The sequence below is a fragment of the Janibacter corallicola NBRC 107790 genome, assembly GCF_001570965.1.
In the GTDB taxonomy this organism is placed as follows: domain Bacteria; phylum Actinomycetota; class Actinomycetes; order Actinomycetales; family Dermatophilaceae; genus Janibacter; species Janibacter corallicola.
Genome location: NZ_BCSR01000056.1, coordinates 1 through 17,315 on the forward strand (window position 1 = coordinate 1; position 17,315 = coordinate 17,315).

Below are 17,315 nucleotides of genomic sequence, written 5' to 3' on the forward strand. Positions count from 1 at the left end.
GACGAGCCGCGAAGGGCGGCGGGCGAAGGGGGAGGCAGGCCCCGTTCCTGCCCCTTCTATAGGGTGGTCGGGTGCCCATCGCCATCGCCGGATCCATCGCCACCGACCACCTGATGACGTTCTCGGGGAAGTTCTCCGACTCCCTCGTCGTGGACCAGCTCGACAAGATCTCGGTCAGCTTCCTCGCCCACAAGCTGGAGATCCGGCGGGGCGGGGTCGCGGCCAACATCGCCTTCGGGATGGGCAACCTGGGTCAGCGGCCGGTGCTCCTCGGCGCGGTCGGCAAGGACTTCACCGACTACCGCAGCTGGCTGGAGCGCCACGGGGTCGACTGCGGCGCCGTGCTCGTCTCCGAGACCCAGCACACCGCTCGCTTCGTGTGCACCACCGATGACGAGATGGCCCAGATCGCGACCTTCTACGCCGGTGCCATGAGCGAGGCGAGGGAGATCGAGATCGGTCCGGTCCACGACCGGGTCGGGGGCCTCGACCTCGTCCTCGTCGGGCCCGACGACCCCGAGGCGATGCGCCGGCACACCGCCGAGTGCCGCAGCCGGGGGATCCCCTTCGTCGCCGACCCGAGCCAGCAGCTGGCCTTCGCCGAGGGCGAGGCGATCCGCGACCTCGTCGACGGGGCCGAGTACCTCATCACGAACGAGTACGAGGCGCACCTGACCGCCCAGAAGACCGGCTGGAGCGACGAGGAGATCGAGTCCCGGGTCACCTACCGCGTCACCACGCTCGGCAAGGACGGGGTGCGCATCACGGGCAAGGACCTGCCGGAGCCGATCGTCGTGCACGCGGCACGAGAGGTCAGCCGGGCCGACCCGACCGGCGTGGGCGACGCCTTCCGGGCCGGCTTCCTCACCGGTGTCGTCGAGGGCCTGCCGCTGCGGGAGTCCGCCGAGCTCGGTTCGACCCTGGCGACCTACGTCATCGAGACGGTCGGGACCCAGGAGTACGAGCTCGGCACCGAGAGCTTCCTGGCGCGCCTCGCCGAGGCCTACGGCCGGGAGAGTGCGGACCTGATCGCCGCGCACGTCAGGCTGCCGCGTCCCTGACCCGTGACCACGCCCTTCCCGCCGATCGAGCCCTCCGGCAGCTCGCCCCTGTGGGCGGAGTACCTGCGCGCCGGCGTGAGGGCCGCCGCGGAGAGCGCCGAGGGCGAGGTCGTCGGGGTCGGTGGCCGGCTCGACCCGGCCTCACTGCTCACCGCCTACCGGCTCGGGGTCTTCCCGATGGGGCTCGGGGAGCGGGGCGCTCGCCCGATGGGCTGGTGGTCACCGACGTGGCGCGGCGTGCTGCGGCCCGGTCGGGCGCACGTGAGCCGGTCCATGCGCCGCTCGTTGCACCGATTCACCGTCACCGTCGACCGGGCCTTCGACGAGGTCGTGCTGGCCTGCGCCGACCCTGCCAGGGAGGGCGCCTGGATCACCGGTGAGGTCAGGGACGCCTACGGCGAGCTGCACCGGCTCGGCTGGGCGCACAGCATCGAGGTCCGTGACGAGGAGGGAGCCCTCGTCGGCGGCCTGTACGGCGTGGCGACCGGTGGCCTCTTCGCGGGGGAGTCGATGTTCCACCACACCACCGACGCCTCCAAGGCGGCCGTGATCCATCTGGACCGGGTCATCGCGGCGGACGGCGACCCCCGCCGGATCATCGACGTGCAGTGGAGCACCCCGCACCTGGCGAGCCTCGGGATCGAGGAGATGCACCGGCGCGAGTACCTCGTGCGGCTCCACGCGGCGCTCGAGGCCCCGGACCTCGACCTCGGGTCGATGGTCGACCTCGACTAGAGGTTCACAGCCCGAGCCGGGCGCGGCACGACGCCACCACGTCCGGAAGCTCCCGGCACAGCCGCTGCACCGTCTCCTCCCGCCCCGGGGCCACCGCCTCCAGCGGCAGCGTGACCCGCACATTGCCCTGGGTGAGGGCTCCCATGGCCGCGAGCACGTGGCTCGGCTCGAGGGTGTCGGAGGTGCACGCGGAGCCGGAGGCGACGTCGACCCCCCTTCGCGCCAGCTCGTCGACGAGGGTCTCCCCGTCGACGTAGAGGACGGAGAAGGTGCACAGGTGGGGCAGGCGGTCCTGCGGCGAGCCGACGACGTCCACCTGGGGCACCTCCGCGGCGCAGCGCCGGATCCGGTCGATGAGCTGGTGCGCCCTCGCGTCCTCGTCGGGACGTGCAGCAGCCACCTGCTGCCAGGCCTCGGCGGCGGCCAGCGCGGTGGGGACGTCGACGGGGTCCAGGGCATAGCCCCCTTCGTGCCGGGACGGGGGCTGGTGAGGTGTGAAGCGCACGCCCGGGCGCACGACGAGCACGCCGAGCCGGGGCCCGCCCCAGCTGGTCGCGTCCCCGATCAGCACGTCGTAGTCCTGCGGCACGTCGCTGCGACCCAGGCCGGCGCGGGCGTCGACGAGCAGCGGGACCCCGTGCCCGGCCGCGGCATCCCGCGCGGCGGGCAGGGGCTGACGGGTCCCCACCTCGTGGTTGGCGGACTGGAGCACCGCGAAGGGGGTCTCCTCGCCGAGGGCGCCTGCCCAGGACGGGAGGTCCACCGCTCCGCCCGGGTCGACCGGGACCTCCGTGGGAGGGGTCGGCGCCGAGCGGAGCCAGCGCAGCAGGGTGGAGTGCTCCACGGACGAGGTCACCGGGGGAGCGGTGCACCGACGGCGCCCGTTGGCGAGACCGGCCACCGCCGTGCGGGCCGCCTGGTCGCCGCTGGCGTGCAGCGTCAGCTCCTCGGGGCGCACCCCCAGCCCCTCGGCGAGGACCGCCCGGGCCCGGTCGAGCAGCGCCCGGGAGCGGCGGCCGGCGGCGTGCCGGGCGAGGGGGTCCGCCCACGCTGCGGACTCGGCCGCGCGGAGGGTCTCCCGAGCGGTGGGATGGAGCGGCCCGGGGGTCGCGTCCAGCAGTCGATCGACCCCGTCGGGGAGCCGCGGTGCGGGGGTGTCCGGGGAGGGGGAATCGGTTTCTCGCGCCACGCCCGGAGACTAGTGGGACCCTTGCCGCAGAGTGGCTGTGGGCTGCGGTACCGTGAGTGCGTCCCCTGAAAGACCTTCGGACCAGTAGTAGGTGCCTCTTGCCTGTGTCTCAGCGCTCCACATCCCGGCGGGCACGCCGCGGAATCGGTGCAGTCGGACTCGCACTAGCCGTGATCGCCCTGTCGGCCTGCAGCGCTGTCGGGATCCACACCGACCCCCTCAACGGCTACCTGCCGGAGGCCGCCACCCGGGAGGGTGGTTACGTCGAGGACTTCTGGATCTGGACGTGGGTCGCCGCCTGGCTCGTCGGGATCGCCGTCTGGGGCATGACGCTCTGGTGCATCGTCGTCTACCGCCGCCGCAAGAACGACGACGGCACCCTGCCGGTCCAGCTGCAGTACAACGTGCCGCTGGAGATCCTCTACACGGTCGTGCCGATGATGATGGTCGGCGTCATCTTCTTCTACAACGTCCAGGCGCAGGACGAGCTGGGGAAGATCGAGGAGCCGGACGTCGTCATCAACGTCGTCGCCAAGCAGTGGAGCTGGGACTTCAACTACGTCAACGAGAACGTCCACACCGCCGGGCAGATGGCCCAGCTGGACGGCACGAAGGGCGCCGAGAAGAAGCTGCCGACCCTCTACCTGCCGAAGGGGGAGCGCGTCGAGTTCGTCCTCACCTCGCGCGACGTCATCCACTCCTTCTGGGTGCCGGCCTTCCTCGAGAAGATGGATGTCAACCCGGGCATCGTCAACCGCTTCCAGGTCACTCCGACCCAGGAGGGGACCTTCCAGGGCAAGTGCGCCGAGCTCTGCGGCGCCTACCACTCGCAGATGCTCTTCAACGTGAAGATCGTCGACAAGGCCGAGTACGAGGCCCACATCCAGAAGCTGAAGAAGCAGGGCGACACCGGTCTGCTCAAGAACGGACTCAATCGCGATGAGATCAACAAGCGGGACACGCACCTGCTGCCTGAAGGGGTAAGGAACTGATGTCTACGATCTCTGGTGCACTGTCACGGAACACCTCGGAGCACGAGGTTTCCGAGCGGACCATCGCCCGTCATGAACGTGCCGGCACCCAGATCTTCCGCTACCTGACGACCACCGACCACAAGGTGATCGGGAACCTCTACCTGATCAGCACGTTCGTGTGGTTCCTGATCGGCGGCCTGATGGCCCTGGTGATCCGCCTCGAGCTGTGGGCCCCCGGCCTGCAGGTGGTGGACAACCCCGAGCAGTTCAACGAGATGTTCACGATGCACGGCACGATCATGCTGTTGCTCTTCGCGACCCCGGCCTTCGCCGGCTTCGCGAACGCGATCATGCCGCTGCAGATCGGGGCGCCGGACGTCTCCTTCCCCCGGCTGAACATGTTCGCCTACTGGCTCTACCTGTTCGGCAGCCTCATCGCCGGCGCCGGTCTGCTGACCCCCGGTGGTGCCGCCTCCTTCGGTTGGACCGCCTACACCCCCCTCTCCGATGCCACGTACAGCCCGGGCGTCGGTGGCGACCTGTGGGTCTGGGGCCTGGCCCTGGCCGGTTTCGGCACCATCCTCGGTGCGGTCAACTTCATCACCACGATCATCTGCATGCGCGCGCCCGGGATGACGATGTTCCGGATGCCGATCTTCACCTGGGGCATCCTGATCACCTCGATCCTGGTGCTCATGGCCTTCCCGGTGCTCGCCTCCGCGCTCATCGGCCTCGGCATCGACCGTCGCTTCGACGCGATGATCTTCGACCCGGCCAGCGGTGGTGCCCTGCTGTACCAGCACCTGTTCTGGTTCTTCGGGCACCCGGAGGTCTACATCCTCGCGCTGCCCTTCTTCGGGATCATCTCCGAGATCGTGCCGGTCTTCTCCCGCAAGCCGATCTTCGGGTACAAGACGCTGGTCTTCGCCACCATCGCCATCGCGACCCTCTCGGTCTCGGTGTGGGCGCACCACATGTACGGCACCGGTCAGGTGTTCCTGCCCTTCTTCGCGATCATGACGATGGCGATCGCGGTACCGACGGGCGTGAAGTTCTTCAACTGGATCGGCACGATGTGGGGCGGCAAGCTCGTCTTCCAGACGCCGATGGTCTGGGCCCTCGGATTCATCGTGACCTTCCTCTTCGGTGGTCTCACCGGCGTGATCCTGGCGAGCCCGGCCCTGGACTTCCACGTCACGGACACCTACTTCGTCGTGGCCCACTTCCACTACGTCCTCTTCGGCACGATCGTCTTCTCGTTCTTCGGCGGCGTGTACTTCTGGTGGCCGAAGTGGACCGGGAAGATGCTCGACGAGCGGCTGGGCAAGGTGCACTTCTGGCTGCTGTTCATCGGCTTCCACGGCACCTTCCTCATCCAGCACTGGCTGGGGGTCGAGGGCATGCCGCGTCGTTACGCCGACTACATGCCGGAGGACAACTTCCAGCTGGCGAACCAGATCTCCACGGTCGGCTCGCTCATCCTGGCCGTGAGCTTCCTGCCCTTCTTCTACAACGTGTGGAAGACGCAGGTCAGCGCTCCGACCATCGACTCCGACGACCCGTGGGGCTACGGCGGAAGCCTCGAGTGGGCGACCTCCAGCCCGCCGCCGCGGCACAACTTCCACGCCATCCCCCCGATCCGTTCCGAGCGGCCGGCCTTCGACCTGCACCACCCGGAGTACGCCCCGCAGGCCATCCGCTCCCGGACCAACAAGGAGCCGGTCGTTGCCGGTACCGCGACCCACGATGAGGTGAACCGATGAAGGCCGAAGTCGGCGTTTTCGTGACCATCCTGGTCTTCTTCGGAGTCGTCGGGCTCTCCTACGGCATCGTCACCGACTGGCAGGAGCACGTCGGTTCGGTCGGGCTGTTGCTGTGCGGCGGGCTCGGCGCGATGGTGGCCTTCTACCTGTGGAAGACCGCCCGCAGCCTGCCGTCGCGGCCCGACGACGACCCGGACAGCGAGATCTCCCAGATCGCGGGTGCCTACGGGAGTTTCGCGCCGTACTCCTGGTGGCCGCTGTGGCTCGGTCTGTCCGGTGCGCTGATCTTCCTCGGCATGGCCGTGCAGTTCTGGATCCTCGTGGCCGGGCTGATCATGGGGGTCTGGGCCCTCGTGGGCTGGACCATGGAGTACTTCATCGGCGAGAACGCACACTGACGTCGGTACGCGTACGCCGCACGGGCCCTGGGATCTCCGGGGCCCGTGCGGCTCGTGTCGTCGTCCCGACCGGGCTGCTCAGCGTCCTGCTGGCCCTCACGGCCTGCTCGGGAACCGGCCTGCCGGGAGGCGACGGGAAGGACCCGGGGCAGGACGGCGGTGCCACCTCGGCCACGAGCCGTGCCCCGGCGAAGCTGGCGATCAGCCCGGGGGACTCGACGACAGGAGTGCGGGCCCGGCAGCAGGTGAGGGTGCGCGCGAAGACCGGCACCCTGCGGTCGGTCACGGTGACCGACGAGGACGGCAACCGGCTCGAGGGCGCCCGGAAGCAGCAGACATGGGCCTCTGACGGCCGGCTGGCGCCGGATGAGCGCTACGAGGTCCACGTGGTCGCGACCGGCCCGGAGGGACGCCGCACGGAGCGCACGAGCACCTTCAGTACGTTCGAGCCGAAGCAGGTCGCGGACTACCACATCGTCTACGACGACTGGACCGTCGGGGTCGCGATGCCGGTCAGCATCCAGTTCGAGGAGCCCGTGGCCGAGAGCTACCAGGACGACATCGAGCGGGCCGTCAGCGTGAAGAGCACCTCGGACGCCGAGGGCGCCTGGGGCTGGCTGGACGACCGTCAGCTGATGTGGCGCCCGAGGAACTACTGGGAGCCCGGGACGCGGGTGAGCGTCAACGCGCCTCTCACCGGCTACCAGACCGGCCCGGACTCCTGGATCGAGGACGACGCGACCGGATCGATGACCATCGGACGGCGGCAGCTGACGACGGTCGACATCGACGACCACGAGATGCAGGTCGAGCGGGACGGTGAAACCCTCGAGAGCTTCCCCATCAGCAGCGGACGCCCCGGCAAGGAGACCGAGACCCGCTCGGGCACGAAGGTCGTCATCCTCAAGGACAAGAAGATGACCATGGACTCCTCGACCGTCGGGATCGACAAGGGCGAGAAGGGCTACTACAAGGTCGACACCAAGTACAACGTGCGGGTGACCTGGACGGGGGAGTTCCTCCACTCCGCGCCGTGGTCGGTGGATGCCCAGGGCTCGAGCAACGTCTCCCACGGGTGTGTCAACCTCTCGCCCGAGCACGCGAAATGGTTCTACGAGCACACCATCGCCGGCGACCCCGTCGACTTCACCGGCTCGGACCGGGAGTTCGACCCCGGGGAGGGGATCGGCGTCTGGCAGTACTCCTGGCAGGAGTGGCAGCAGCAGAGCGCCCTGGGCTGAGCCGGGGCGCTCGAGGCCATCCCGTTCGACGTCATCCCCAGCCGAGGTCGTGCAGCCGGTCCTCGTCGATGCCGACGTGGTGTCCCGCCTCGTGGACGATGGTGATCGCAATCTCCTCCCGGAGCTCCTCCATGTCGCGGCACATCCGGGTCAGCGGCCCGCGGAAGAGCACGATCCGGTCGGGGAGGGCGCCCATGGCCCACCCCTCGTCCCGCTCGGTCAGCGGGGTCCCCAGGTAGATGCCGAGCAGCTCGGCGTTCTCCTCGGGGGTCAGGCCCGGGTCCGCATGTTCTGCCCCCGGCTCGTCCTCGACGAAGAAGGCGACGTTGTCGAGCATGTCCAGCAGCTGCGGGGGGACCTCGTCGAGCGCGTCGCGCACGGCCTCCTCGAACTCCGCCTCACTGATCTCGATCATGATTCCTCGCTGCCGCAGCCGTTCTGGGTGAGCCGCGCCCCGTGATGCAGTGGGGCCCCGAAGGCGATCCTTCGGGGCCCCACTGCATCCGGTGGCTCGAGTGGCCTCAGTGGCTGGAGACCTTCTCGCCGGACTCGATCTGCCCGTGCTCCTCGTGCGCGGCCTCGAGCTCCTGGGGGGTGACCGGCTCGACCGCCCCCGCGAAGTAGAAGCGGTGCAGCGCGGCACGGATCCGGGTACCGCGACGGGCCTTGTTGGGGATCCCGTTCTCGTCGGTGGCCGGCTCCAGCTCCAGGGGCGGCGGGCCCTCGTGCTGGACCAGCGTCCACCGGGTGTACTCGTCGAGCGGCTCGTGGATCTCCTCGAAGTCGCCCGCAGTGCCGAGCTGGATCCGGCCGGTCTCGCGCCCGTGGAGGACCCGGTCCCGGTCGTGACGCTGCAGGCTCAGGCAGATCCGGCGGGTGGCCCAGAAGGCGATGATCGGACCGAGGAAGGTCAGGACCCGCAGCGCGATCGTGATGTCGTTGATCGACATCCCGAACTTGATCGCCATGATGTCGTTGCTCGCGGCGAACATGAACACGCCGTACAGCGTGAGGCCGGCCATCCCGATGCCGGTGCGCGTCGGGTTGTTGCGCGGGCGGTCCAGCAGGTGGTGCTCACGCTTGTCGCCGGTGACCCAGCCCTCGATGAAGGGATAGGCGATCATGGCCCCGTAGAAGGCGGGGATGACCAGCAGGGCACCGATGATCACCGGCCACGCCCAGGTGAACCCGAAGGTCTCGAACTCCAGGAAGCCCGGCAGGAGCCGTAGCGCACCGTCCGGGAAGCCCATGTACCAGTCCGGCTGGGCGCCGGCGGTGGTGGCGTTCGGCATGTACGGGCCGTGCACCCAGACCGCGTTGATCTGGATCAGGGCCGACATCAACGCGATACCGCCGAAGACGATGAAGAAGAACCCTCCGGCCTTTGCCGCGTACACCGGCATGACGGGGAAGCCGACGACGTTGTCGTTGGTCTTGCCCGGGCCGGGGTACTGGGTGTGCTTCTGCACGGCCACGAGCACGATGTGCAGGGTGAAGAGGCCGATGAGCAGCGCCGGCAGCAGCAGGATGTGGATCGAGTAGAGGCGCGGGATGATGTCCTCGCTCGGGAAGCCACCGCCGAAGAGGGCGTAGCTGAGGTAGCTGCCGATGACCGGCGCGGCAACCATGAAGCCCTGGGCGGCGCGAAGACCCGTGCCCGAGAGCAGGTCGTCCGGCAGGGAGTAACCGGCGAAGCCCTCGATGAGCGCCATGAGGGAGAGGAGGCAGCCGATGACCCAGTTCAGTTCACGCGGCTTGCGGAAGGCGCCGGTGAAGAACACGCGCAGCATGTGCACCGACAGGGCGACGATGAACAACAGCGCCGACCAGTGGTGGATCTGGCGGATCAGCAGCCCGCCCTTGACCTCGAAGGAGATGTGCAGCGTCGACTCGTAGGCCTTGGACATCTCGACGCCGCGCAGCGGCGCGTAGGGGCCGTCGTAGACGGTGTGGGCCATCGAGGGGTCGAACCAGAAGGTCAGGAAGACCCCGGTGAGCATGCACACGATCATCGAGTACATGGCGATCTCACCGAGCATGAAGGACCAGTGGTCCGGGAAGACCTTCTTCATCAGGTACCCGACGCCCTTGGCGGCGCCGGTCCGGTCGTCGATCCAGCCGGCGACCCCGCCGACCCGCTTCACGCCGGGAGAGAAGGACTCACGGGGTGCGTCGTCGCCGGTACGGAGGCCGTCGGCGGGGCGAGAACTTGCGGTCATCACTCTCCACGCTCCCAGAAGCTCGGGCCGACAGGTTCCTGGAAGGGCTGGTCGGCGATCAGGTAGCCCTCGTTGTCCACGGTGATCTTCAGCTGCGGCAGGGGGTGGCCCGCGGGACCGAAGACGACCTCGCAGTCGTTGGTCACGTCGAAGGTGGACTGGTGGCACGGGCAGAGCAGGTGGTGCGTGGTCTGCTCGTACAGGCCGACGGGGCAGCCGACGTGGGTGCAGACCTTGGAGTAGGCCACGATGCCCTCGTGGCCCCAGCTGCGCGCCTTGCGGCCCTGCTCGGTGTCCTGGAAGTCGTTCGGGTCCAGCCGCATGAGCAGCACGGAGGCCTTGGCCATCTCGTTCTGCATCTCGTGCTCCATCTCCAGCAGGCCCTCGGGCTGGATGTGGTAGACGGAGCCGATGGTGATCTCGGAGGGCCGGATGGGCACGTCCTCCGGGTCCTTGTGCAGACGCCACTTCTTCGGCTTGTAGCTGCCGTCGGGCTGCTTGCGCCCGTTCCAGTACGTGACGGAGAGGTCGTTCTTCGGCAGCGGGCCGAGGGAGCCCACGAGCTGGACGAGCAGCGGGAGGGCGAAGAGGCCCATCGCGCCGCCGAAGGTCGCCTTCAGCAGCGGGCGACGGTTCAACTGGGAGCCCTTGGCGCCCTTCTCCACCATGGTCTCGACGAACTCGTCACGGTCCGCCTGCTCGGAGCGCATCGGGTGACGCATCTCCACGACCTCGGTGTCGGGCATGAGGGTCTTGGCCCAGTGCACGGCGCCGAGACCGATGCCCAGGAGGCTGAAGGCCAGCCCGAGACCGAGCAGCAGGTTCGCCAGGCTCATCTCGTTGGTGAAGGGAACCCAGACGGTGTCTTCGGTGTCGACGATGAAGTACGCGACGATGAAGAGGAGGGTGCCGAGGATGGAGAGCAGGAAGAGGCCCGCCACCTGCACCTCCGCCCGCTTGGCGGCCTTCTCGTCACGGTCGGCGTTGCGCAGCACGTGTGGCGGGAGGCCGGGGTTCTCGAAGCGGTCCGGGATGCCCCCGGTGCCCTGCACGTGGCCCTGGTCGAGGCGCGCCGGGGTCGAACCCGGGGGTTCTTCTTCCGGCCGGGCCCCTGTCGGGGTGTGCTCACTCATGAGTCGTGGGTCCTGTCTGTGTGGCGATGGACGTGGTCAGGAGGACTTGGCGCCGAGCCAGATGGCGGCACCGACGAGCAGGCCGAGGCCTGCGGTCCAGACGAAGAGGCCCTCGGGAACCGGGCCGAGGCCGCCCAGCGGGTTGCCGCCGGGGTTGCCGGTCTCCTCCTGGCCCTTGATGTAGGCGATCACGTCACGCTTGTCCTCGGGCGTGATGTTGTCGTTGTTGAAGACCGGCATGGACTGCGGCCCGGTCTCCATGGCCTCGTAGATGTGCTTGCCGGAGACGCCGGTGACGGGCGGGGCCTCCTTGCCACGGGTGAGAGCACCACCCTGACCGGCGCTGTTGTGGCACATGGCGCAGTTGACGCGGAAGATCTCCCCGCCCTTGCCCGGGTCGCCCTTCTCGGCGTCGGTGTACTCCTTGGCCGGAACGGCGGGGCCGGGGCCGAGGGAGGCGACATAGGCGGCGATGTCGGAGATCTCCTCGTCGGAGAACTTCACCTTCAGGTCATCGGCCGCCTGGACGCCCGGCTCGGTCATCGGCATACGACCGGTGCCCATCTGGAAGTCCACGGCGGCGGCGCCGACACCGGCGAGGCTCGGGCCGAGACCGTCGATGCCCATACCGTTCGCGCCGTGGCAGTTGGCGCAGTTGGCGGTGAAGAGCTTCTTGCCGTGCTCCGCGTCGCCGGAGGCCGAGGTGGCCGCCTTGGCCGGCTGCGGGGCGACGGCCGCGTAGGCGGCACCGGTGAGGAGGAGGCCCAGCATGAGGAGCAGGGCGATCGCCGCCGGGTGGCGGCGGGAGAGCTTGGGCATGGCGAGTCCTGTCGGCGTGCGGCGAGCGGGATCCTTGAACTGGCGCAACGACATCACCCGAGGAGGTAGATCGCGGCGAAGAGCGCGATCCAGACGACGTCGACGAAGTGCCAGTAGTACGAGGTCACGACCGCGCCGGTCTGCTGGGCGCGGCTGTAGTCACGGGTGGTGTACGTGCGGGCGATGATCAGGAGGAAGGCGATGAGGCCGCCGGTCACGTGGATCGCGTGCAGGCCGGTCGTCAGGTAGAAGACCGAGGACCAGGAGTCGGTCGCGATGTTGATGCCCTCGGTGACCAGGGTGGCGTACTCCATGACCTGGCCGGAGACGAAGATCGCCCCGAAGATGTAGGTCAGGACGTACCACTCGCGCATGCCCCAGCCGGCGACGTTCAGCAGTGAGCCGGTCCGCGACTTCTGGCCGTGCTCGGCCTTGAGGACGCCGAGCTGGCACCACACCGAGGAGACGACCAGGATCAGGGTGTTGGCGGCGGCGTACGGCACGTTGAGCTCCGCCCCGTGCTCCGCCCACTGTTCCGGTCGCATGGTCCGGATGGTGAAGAGGATCGCGAACAGACCCGCGAAGAACATCAGCTCGCTGGAGAGCCAGACGATGGTCCCGACGGCTGCCATGTTGGGTCGGCTCACCGGCCCGAGAGCTGGGTCCGTCGGGATGGGCGCGGGTCCGCTGTTGGACAAGGTAGGTGCAGTGGCCACGGAGCCATTATGGACGCATCCGGATCCGCATGTGCGACACCCCCCTCCACGAGTGTCGCGACCCCCGTGGACGCTACGATCGGGGCATGACCGGTACTCCCCAGAGCACTCCCGCGCGCCCGGCGTCCGGCGCCGAGGGCGGCGAGCAGATCGAGGTGCGGGTGCTGCTGCACAGCGACGACATCACCACGCGCGACACGGTGCGCGCGGCGGTCGGGCGCCGGCCGGCCAAGGACGTGCGGGTCACGAGCTGGCGCGAGTGCGCCACCCAGGCCGCCGTGGTCGAGGCCGTGGAGGCCGGCGGGCTCGACGTCCTCGTCCTCGACGGGGAGGCCGCCAAGCTCGGCGGCATGGGCCTGTGCCGGCAGCTGAAGGGGGAGATCTACGAGTGCCCGCCGGTGATCATCCTCACCGGGCGCCCCCAGGACGGCTGGCTCGCGACCTGGTCGATGGCCGATGCCGTCGTCCCGCACCCGCTGGACCCGATCGCCCTGGCCGAGACCGTGGCGCGGGTCGCGAGGGAGCAGGCCGGCCGATGACCGGGGCCGGCCGGGACGACTTCTCCTGGCCGGACGTGCTCAGCGCGCTGATCGCCGGGACCGACCTCCAGGACGAGCAGGCCTCGTGGGCGATGGGCGAGATCATGTCCGGCAATGCCGCGCCCACGCAGATCGCCGGCTTCCTCGTCGGCCTGCGGGCGAAGGGGGAGACCGTCACCGAGCTGCGTGCCCTCGCCGACGTCATGCTCGAGCACGCGCTGCCGATCAGGGTGGAGGGACCCATCCTGGACATCGTCGGCACCGGTGGGGACCGGGCCGGCACGGTGAACATCTCGACGATGTCCTCGGTGTGCATCGCCGCCACCGGCACGACCGTCGTCAAGCACGGCAACCGCGCCGCCTCCTCCAAGTCCGGCTCCGCGGACGTCCTGGAGGCCCTCGGCGTGGACCTCTCCCTCGACCCCGACCGGCTGGCCGAGGTCACCCGCGAGGCCGGCATCACCTTCTGCTTCGCGCAGACCTTCCACCCCTCCTTCCGGCACACCGCCACGCCGCGACGCGACCTGGGGGTCGGCACGGCGCTCAACGTCCTGGGCCCGATGACCAACCCCGCCCACCCGGACTTCTCCGTGGTGGGCGTCGCCGATGCCCGCGTCGCGCCGCTCATGGCCGGCGTCTTCGCGCAGCGGGGCACCGCGGCGCTCGTCTTCCGGGGCGAGGACGGCCTCGACGAGCTCTCCGTCGGGGCCGCCTCCCACGTGTGGTGGGTCGGCTCCGGTGAGGTCACGGAGCTGCGCATCACCCCCGAGGAGCTGGGCCTGACGCGAAGCCCGCTCGACGCCCTCCGCGGGGGCGACGCCGAGCAGAACGCCGAGGTCGCCCGGCGCCTCTTCGCCGGTGAGCGGGGAGCGGTGCGCGACGCCGTCGTGCTCAACGCCGGGGCGGCCGTCGCGGTGGCGGACGCCGGTCAGCAGGTGCCGGCGGACCCGGTCGCCGCCCTGCGCGCCGGCATGGACCGGATCGAGGAGGTCCTGGACTCCGGCCGTGCCGCGGACCGGCTCGCGCGCTGGGTCCGGGCCACCCGCGGCGGCTCGGGGGACTGATCGACCCCTCGGGGGACGTGACCGGCCCGTCGACCGGTCGCCTCGGGAGGAGCGGCCCGCGCCCTACTCGAGCCCGATGGAGAAGGCCTCGTCCAAGTCGTGCCTGCTGTAGGCGCGGAAGGCGATCTGGGTCGAGGTGTCGACGATGCCCTCCACCTTGTTCAGGCGCCCGGCGATCACCTCGTCGAGCTCCTCGTGCTGGTGTACGCGGACCATGGCGATGAGGTCGGCGTCGCCGGCGACGGAGTAGACCTCGCTCACCCCGTCGAGGGCGGCGATGGTCTCGGCGACCTCGGGGATGCGGTCGGTCTCGGCGTGGATGAGCACGATGGCAGTGATCACGAGGCCCACCCTAGAGCAGGAGCCAGCTCTGCGTGTGCCCCGGTGGCGCCCCCGACGGGGCAGGTCCACTCCCCGTCGATGTCGACCAGGCGGGTCCCCTCGGTGTCCAGCCAGCGCAGCACCAGGTCGGTTTCCTCGGGCAGTGCGCTGCTGCCCGGTCCGGACGGCGGAGGCACGACCTCTGCGGTGGCGCGCAGTGCCTCGACGTAGGGCATCGGGTCGGCGCCGGCGGGGGAGTGGGTGCTGCCGGCCAGTCGTCCGTGTCGCAGGCAGACCAGGTCCCAGCCGCCCCGCGGGCTGCGCCGGGCGGCGATGATCTCCGCGGCGGCTGTCACCGGTGCCGCGCGCTGGCTGCGCGAGGCCGCACGGACCAGCGACCCGAGCCGGTCCCGCAGCCGCGCGGCCTCCTCGAAGCGTTCCTGCGCGGAGAGTCGCCCCATCCGCTCCCGCAGCGTGGCCACGGCTTCGCGGGAGTCCCCGACGAGCACCGCCGCGGCCTCGGCGACGGTGCGCGCGTACTCCTCCTGCGGGACCTCGCCGGTGCACGGTGCGGAGCAGCGCCCCATGTCCTTCAGGGCGCACGGTGAGGTCGGTCGCCGCGGCGAGATCCGTGTCAGGCACTGCCGCAGCGGCACCACGTCGTGCACTGCGGCCATCGCGTCCTCGGCGGCCCCGCGCGAGCCGAAGGGCCCGGCGAAAGCCGGGCGGTCCGGCCCGACCCGGCGCACGATCGAGAGACGCGGGAAGGCCTCGTCGGTCAACGTGAGCCACCACGCCCGCTCCGGGTGGCGGGAGCGTCGGTTGTACCGGGGCTCGTGCGTGGCGATGAGCCGGATCTCGCGGACCTGCGCCTCGAGGGTCGTGGCGCACACGATCGGGGTCACCCCGGTCGCCAGCCGCACCATCTCACCCATCCGGCGGCGCTGCTCCGCCGCGGTGAAGTAGCTGCGCACGCGACTGCGGATGTCCACGGAGGTCCCGACGTAGAGGGGTTCGCCCCCGACTCCCGTGAAGACGTAGACCCCGGGCGCGTGGGGGAGGTCGTCGGCGAGGTGCCGCTTGCGACGCTGCGCATCGGTGACGCGGCTGGAGTAGGAGGTCAGCTCCTCGAGGGTGTCGACCCCGACACCACCGACGCGCTCGATGAGGCCGTGGAGGACGTCGACGGTCGCCCGGGCGTCGTGCAGGGCGCGGTGGTCCGGCTGGGTCGCGGCGCCGAAGTGGCGGGCGAGGGTGGCGAGCTTGTGGTTCGGTGTCTCCCCGCGCGCGAGCACCTGGCGCGCCAGCCGCACCGTGTCCAGCACCGTCGGCCCCGGCCAGCGCATCCCGTGCGCCGAGCAGGCGGCCTTGAGGAAGCCGATGTCGAAGCCCGCGTTGTGGGCGACGAGCACGGCCCCCTTCGCGAACTCGAGGAAGGTGGTGACCGCCTCACCGGTGCGCGGCGCGTCGGCGACCATCGCGTTCGTGATGCCGGTGAGGGACTGGATGAAGGCGGGGATCGGCTCCCCGGGGTCGACGAAGGTCTGCAGCTCGCCGAGGACCTCGCCGCCGCGCACCTTGACGGCGCCGATCTCGGTGATGCCGCAGTCGAGCGTCGAGCCGCCGGTGGTCTCCAGGTCGACGACGACGAAGGTGACCTCCGACAAGGGGGTGCCGATCTCGCCGAGCCTGTCCTGTACGACCACCATGGCCCCGACGGTAGGCGCGGGCACCGACAACCCCGCCCAGGCGTGCCGGGGTGGCGGGGGAGCGGCCGCGGTGCGAGGCTCACGAGATGCACGCCATGGACACCCTGGAGGACCTCGTCGGCTTCTACCGCCACTTCTCGGGCGTGGAGGCGAAGGGGGAGTCCCCCACCTTCGTCGAGTGGGCCGCAGGAGTGGCCGGGGACGAGGAGGTGCTCGCGCTGCTGCAGGAGCTGCCGACCGCCAAGCGTCAGCCCAACCTCGTCTTCGCCGCCGCCCGGTGGCACGGTGCCCCCGCGCCGGGGCCGTACGCGGGGCTGCGGGAGGTGCTCCTCGGGCAGTGGGAGTCGGTGCGCACGACGATCCTCACGCGGGCGACCCAGACCAACGAGCCCGGTCGGTGCGCGAGCCTGCTGCCGCTGCTCGCCGGGATGCCCGGGCCGCTCGCGCTGCTCGAGGTGGGCGCGAGCGGCGGGCTGTGCCTGCACCCGGACCGGTACTCCTACCGGTACACCGACGGGGCCGGGGGCGTCCGGGCCATCGACCCGCGGACCGGGCCGGCACCGACGCTCCTGGAGTGTCGGGTCTCCGGCACACCCCCGCTGCCGCGGGAACTGCCGCAGATCGCCTGGCGGGGCGGCCTCGACCTGCACCCGCTCGACCTGTCCTCCGCGGAGGACGCGGCGTGGCTGCGGATGCTGGTCTGGCCCGAGCACGAGGACCGGCGACGCCGGCTGGAGGCCGCCTGCGCCGAGGTGCCACACGAGTCGGTCACGCTGCTCGAGGGCGACCTCCTCACCGATCTGGGGCCCTTGGTCGCGCAGGCGAGGCGGGAGGCCCCGGACGCCACCCTCGTGGTCTTCCACACCGCCGTCCTCGCCTACCTGGACGAGCCGGGGCGCCAGCTCTGGGTGCGCGAGGTGGGTGAGCTCCTCGAGGGCGTGCGGGACGGCGGCGGCCGCGCGCACTGGATCAGCAACGAGGGAGGTGGCGTGCTGCCGTCGCTCGCGGCCACGGCGACCTGCCGGGGAGGCGAGGCCGACTTCTGCCTCGCGCTGGACGGGGAGGCGGTCGGCTGGGCGCACGGGCACGGCCGCTCCCTCACCTGGTGCTGACCCCTCCGGGGCGAAGGACGGAGGGCTGTCGGGGGTCGCTCCTAGCGTGGTCGGTGCCGGGATGGTCCCGGTGACGACGAGGAGGTGACGGGCATGGACCGTCGAGCCGGAGAGCCGCTGCTGATCGACTGCTCCACGTGTCCCGTGCAGCACGTCGGGTGCGCGGACTGCATGGTCACGGCCCTGATGGCGCCGGAGGCGGTGGACGGGCCGCAGGACCTGCCGCTGGACCCGGGGGAGCGGGAGGTCGTCTCCCTCCTGGTCCGCAGCGGTCTGGTCGGTGCCGAGACGGCGGCAGGGGCCCGCGCGGTGCGCGAGCCCC

Annotated in this window: 18 protein-coding genes; 10 read left to right on the forward strand and 8 right to left on the reverse strand. The window is 70.4% G+C overall.

The features are described 5' to 3' along the window. Positions 1–71 precede the first annotated feature (71 nt). Positions 72–1,061, forward strand: a complete 990-nt coding sequence (locus JCO01S_RS14015; protein ID WP_068257058.1) for a carbohydrate kinase family protein — start codon at positions 72–74, stop codon at positions 1,059–1,061. A gap of 3 nt (positions 1,062–1,064) precedes the next feature. Continuing rightward, positions 1,065–1,796: a leucyl/phenylalanyl-tRNA--protein transferase gene (gene aat / locus JCO01S_RS14020; protein WP_218002278.1), complete on the forward strand. Its 732-nt coding sequence runs from the start codon at positions 1,065–1,067 to the stop codon at positions 1,794–1,796. Between the two features lie 4 nt (positions 1,797–1,800). On the opposite strand, the gene JCO01S_RS16380 is transcribed toward aat, so the two are convergent. Beyond that, positions 1,801–2,985 (reverse strand): cysteine desulfurase family protein, encoded by a 1,185-nt coding sequence (locus tag JCO01S_RS16380; protein ID WP_281189222.1) that lies wholly within the window; start codon positions 2,983–2,985, stop codon positions 1,801–1,803. Positions 2,986–3,089: 104 nt separating this feature from the next. On the opposite strand from JCO01S_RS16380, the gene ctaC reads away from it, so the two are divergent. The 4 genes from ctaC (at position 3,090) to JCO01S_RS14045 (ending at position 7,361) form a co-directional block, all read left to right on the forward strand. Further along, complete coding sequence (ctaC, locus tag JCO01S_RS14030; RefSeq protein WP_439645704.1) at positions 3,090–3,977, forward strand: aa3-type cytochrome oxidase subunit II; 888 nt, start codon at positions 3,090–3,092, stop codon at positions 3,975–3,977. Further along, positions 3,977–5,722, forward strand: coding sequence for an aa3-type cytochrome oxidase subunit I (gene ctaD, locus JCO01S_RS14035; RefSeq protein ID WP_084342938.1), 1,746 nt, complete (start codon positions 3,977–3,979; stop codon positions 5,720–5,722). The genes ctaC and ctaD overlap by 1 nt, the downstream gene beginning before the upstream one ends. Then, positions 5,719–6,120, forward strand: a complete 402-nt coding sequence (locus JCO01S_RS14040; protein WP_068257064.1) for a cytochrome c oxidase subunit 4 — start codon at positions 5,719–5,721, stop codon at positions 6,118–6,120. The genes ctaD and JCO01S_RS14040 overlap by 4 nt, the downstream gene beginning before the upstream one ends. Positions 6,121–6,209: 89 nt before the next feature. After that, positions 6,210–7,361, forward strand: a complete 1,152-nt coding sequence (locus JCO01S_RS14045; RefSeq protein WP_281189232.1) for a L,D-transpeptidase — start codon at positions 6,210–6,212, stop codon at positions 7,359–7,361. Between the two features lie 31 nt (positions 7,362–7,392). On the opposite strand, the gene JCO01S_RS14050 is transcribed toward JCO01S_RS14045, so the two are convergent. From JCO01S_RS14050 to ctaE, 5 genes are all read right to left on the reverse strand, one after another. Then, positions 7,393–7,776, reverse strand: coding sequence for a metallopeptidase family protein (locus tag JCO01S_RS14050; RefSeq protein WP_068257069.1), 384 nt, complete (start codon positions 7,774–7,776; stop codon positions 7,393–7,395). Between the two features lie 106 nt (positions 7,777–7,882). Beyond that, positions 7,883–9,580 carry a cytochrome bc1 complex cytochrome b subunit gene (qcrB, locus tag JCO01S_RS14055; protein ID WP_068257072.1) on the reverse strand — a complete coding sequence of 566 codons (1,698 nt, stop codon included), beginning with the start codon at positions 9,578–9,580 and terminating at the stop codon, positions 7,883–7,885. Next, positions 9,580–10,713: a cytochrome bc1 complex Rieske iron-sulfur subunit gene (gene qcrA, locus JCO01S_RS14060; protein ID WP_068257075.1), complete on the reverse strand. Its 1,134-nt coding sequence runs from the start codon at positions 10,711–10,713 to the stop codon at positions 9,580–9,582. The genes qcrB and qcrA overlap by 1 nt, the downstream gene beginning before the upstream one ends. Positions 10,714–10,749: 36 nt before the next feature. Then, complete coding sequence (gene qcrC / locus JCO01S_RS14065; protein WP_068257077.1) at positions 10,750–11,532, reverse strand: cytochrome bc1 complex diheme cytochrome c subunit; 783 nt, start codon at positions 11,530–11,532, stop codon at positions 10,750–10,752. A gap of 53 nt (positions 11,533–11,585) precedes the next feature. Further along, positions 11,586–12,248, reverse strand: coding sequence for an aa3-type cytochrome oxidase subunit III (ctaE, locus tag JCO01S_RS14070; RefSeq protein WP_439645705.1), 663 nt, complete (start codon positions 12,246–12,248; stop codon positions 11,586–11,588). 86 nt (positions 12,249–12,334) lie between these two features. Here ctaE and JCO01S_RS16125 point away from each other — a divergent pair, with 86 nt between their 5' ends. Both JCO01S_RS16125 and trpD read left to right on the forward strand, forming a co-directional pair. After that, positions 12,335–12,787, forward strand: a complete 453-nt coding sequence (locus JCO01S_RS16125; protein WP_068257082.1) for a response regulator transcription factor — start codon at positions 12,335–12,337, stop codon at positions 12,785–12,787. Next, positions 12,784–13,851: an anthranilate phosphoribosyltransferase gene (trpD, locus tag JCO01S_RS16130; protein ID WP_068257084.1), complete on the forward strand. Its 1,068-nt coding sequence runs from the start codon at positions 12,784–12,786 to the stop codon at positions 13,849–13,851. The genes JCO01S_RS16125 and trpD overlap by 4 nt, the downstream gene beginning before the upstream one ends. A gap of 63 nt (positions 13,852–13,914) precedes the next feature. Here the strand turns inward: trpD and JCO01S_RS14085 are convergent, their stop codons facing one another. Both JCO01S_RS14085 and JCO01S_RS14090 read right to left on the reverse strand, forming a co-directional pair. Then, the gene (locus JCO01S_RS14085) at positions 13,915–14,193 is read right to left on the reverse strand and encodes an Lrp/AsnC family transcriptional regulator (RefSeq protein WP_068257086.1); all 279 of its coding nucleotides are present in this window, start codon (positions 14,191–14,193) and stop codon (positions 13,915–13,917) included. Beyond that, a complete protein-coding gene (locus JCO01S_RS14090; RefSeq protein WP_068257089.1) occupies positions 14,190–15,881 on the reverse strand; it encodes a DEDD exonuclease domain-containing protein in 1,692 nt (563 codons plus the stop codon). Before JCO01S_RS14090 ends, JCO01S_RS14085 begins: the two co-directional genes overlap by 4 nt. A 95-nt stretch (positions 15,882–15,976) precedes the next feature. Here JCO01S_RS14090 and JCO01S_RS14095 point away from each other — a divergent pair, with 95 nt between their 5' ends. After that, positions 15,977–16,993 carry a DUF2332 domain-containing protein gene (locus JCO01S_RS14095; RefSeq protein WP_084342940.1) on the forward strand — a complete coding sequence of 339 codons (1,017 nt, stop codon included), beginning with the start codon at positions 15,977–15,979 and terminating at the stop codon, positions 16,991–16,993. A 93-nt stretch (positions 16,994–17,086) separates the two neighbouring features. Beyond that, the coding region (locus JCO01S_RS14100; RefSeq protein WP_084342941.1) for a hypothetical protein at positions 17,087–17,315 on the forward strand (229 nt) is incomplete at its 3' end.

Coding starts and splice junctions, on each gene's coding strand:
- JCO01S_RS14095 (WP_084342940.1), top strand. CDS start 15,977: ATGGACACCCTGGAGGACCTCGTCGGCTTCTACCGCCACTTCTCGGGC.
- qcrC (WP_068257077.1), bottom strand. CDS start 11,532: ATGCCCAAGCTCTCCCGCCGCCACCCGGCGGCGATCGCCCTGCTCCTC.
- trpD (WP_068257084.1), top strand. CDS start 12,784: ATGACCGGGGCCGGCCGGGACGACTTCTCCTGGCCGGACGTGCTCAGC.
- JCO01S_RS14090 (WP_068257089.1), bottom strand. CDS start 15,881: ATGGTGGTCGTACAGGACAGGCTCGGCGAGATCGGCACCCCCTTGTCG.
- JCO01S_RS16125 (WP_068257082.1), top strand. CDS start 12,335: ATGACCGGTACTCCCCAGAGCACTCCCGCGCGCCCGGCGTCCGGCGCC.
- JCO01S_RS14040 (WP_068257064.1), top strand. CDS start 5,719: ATGAAGGCCGAAGTCGGCGTTTTCGTGACCATCCTGGTCTTCTTCGGA.
- qcrA (WP_068257075.1), bottom strand. CDS start 10,713: ATGAGTGAGCACACCCCGACAGGGGCCCGGCCGGAAGAAGAACCCCCG.
- qcrB (WP_068257072.1), bottom strand. CDS start 9,580: ATGACCGCAAGTTCTCGCCCCGCCGACGGCCTCCGTACCGGCGACGAC.
- JCO01S_RS14050 (WP_068257069.1), bottom strand. CDS start 7,776: ATGATCGAGATCAGTGAGGCGGAGTTCGAGGAGGCCGTGCGCGACGCG.
- ctaD (WP_084342938.1), top strand. CDS start 3,977: ATGTCTACGATCTCTGGTGCACTGTCACGGAACACCTCGGAGCACGAG.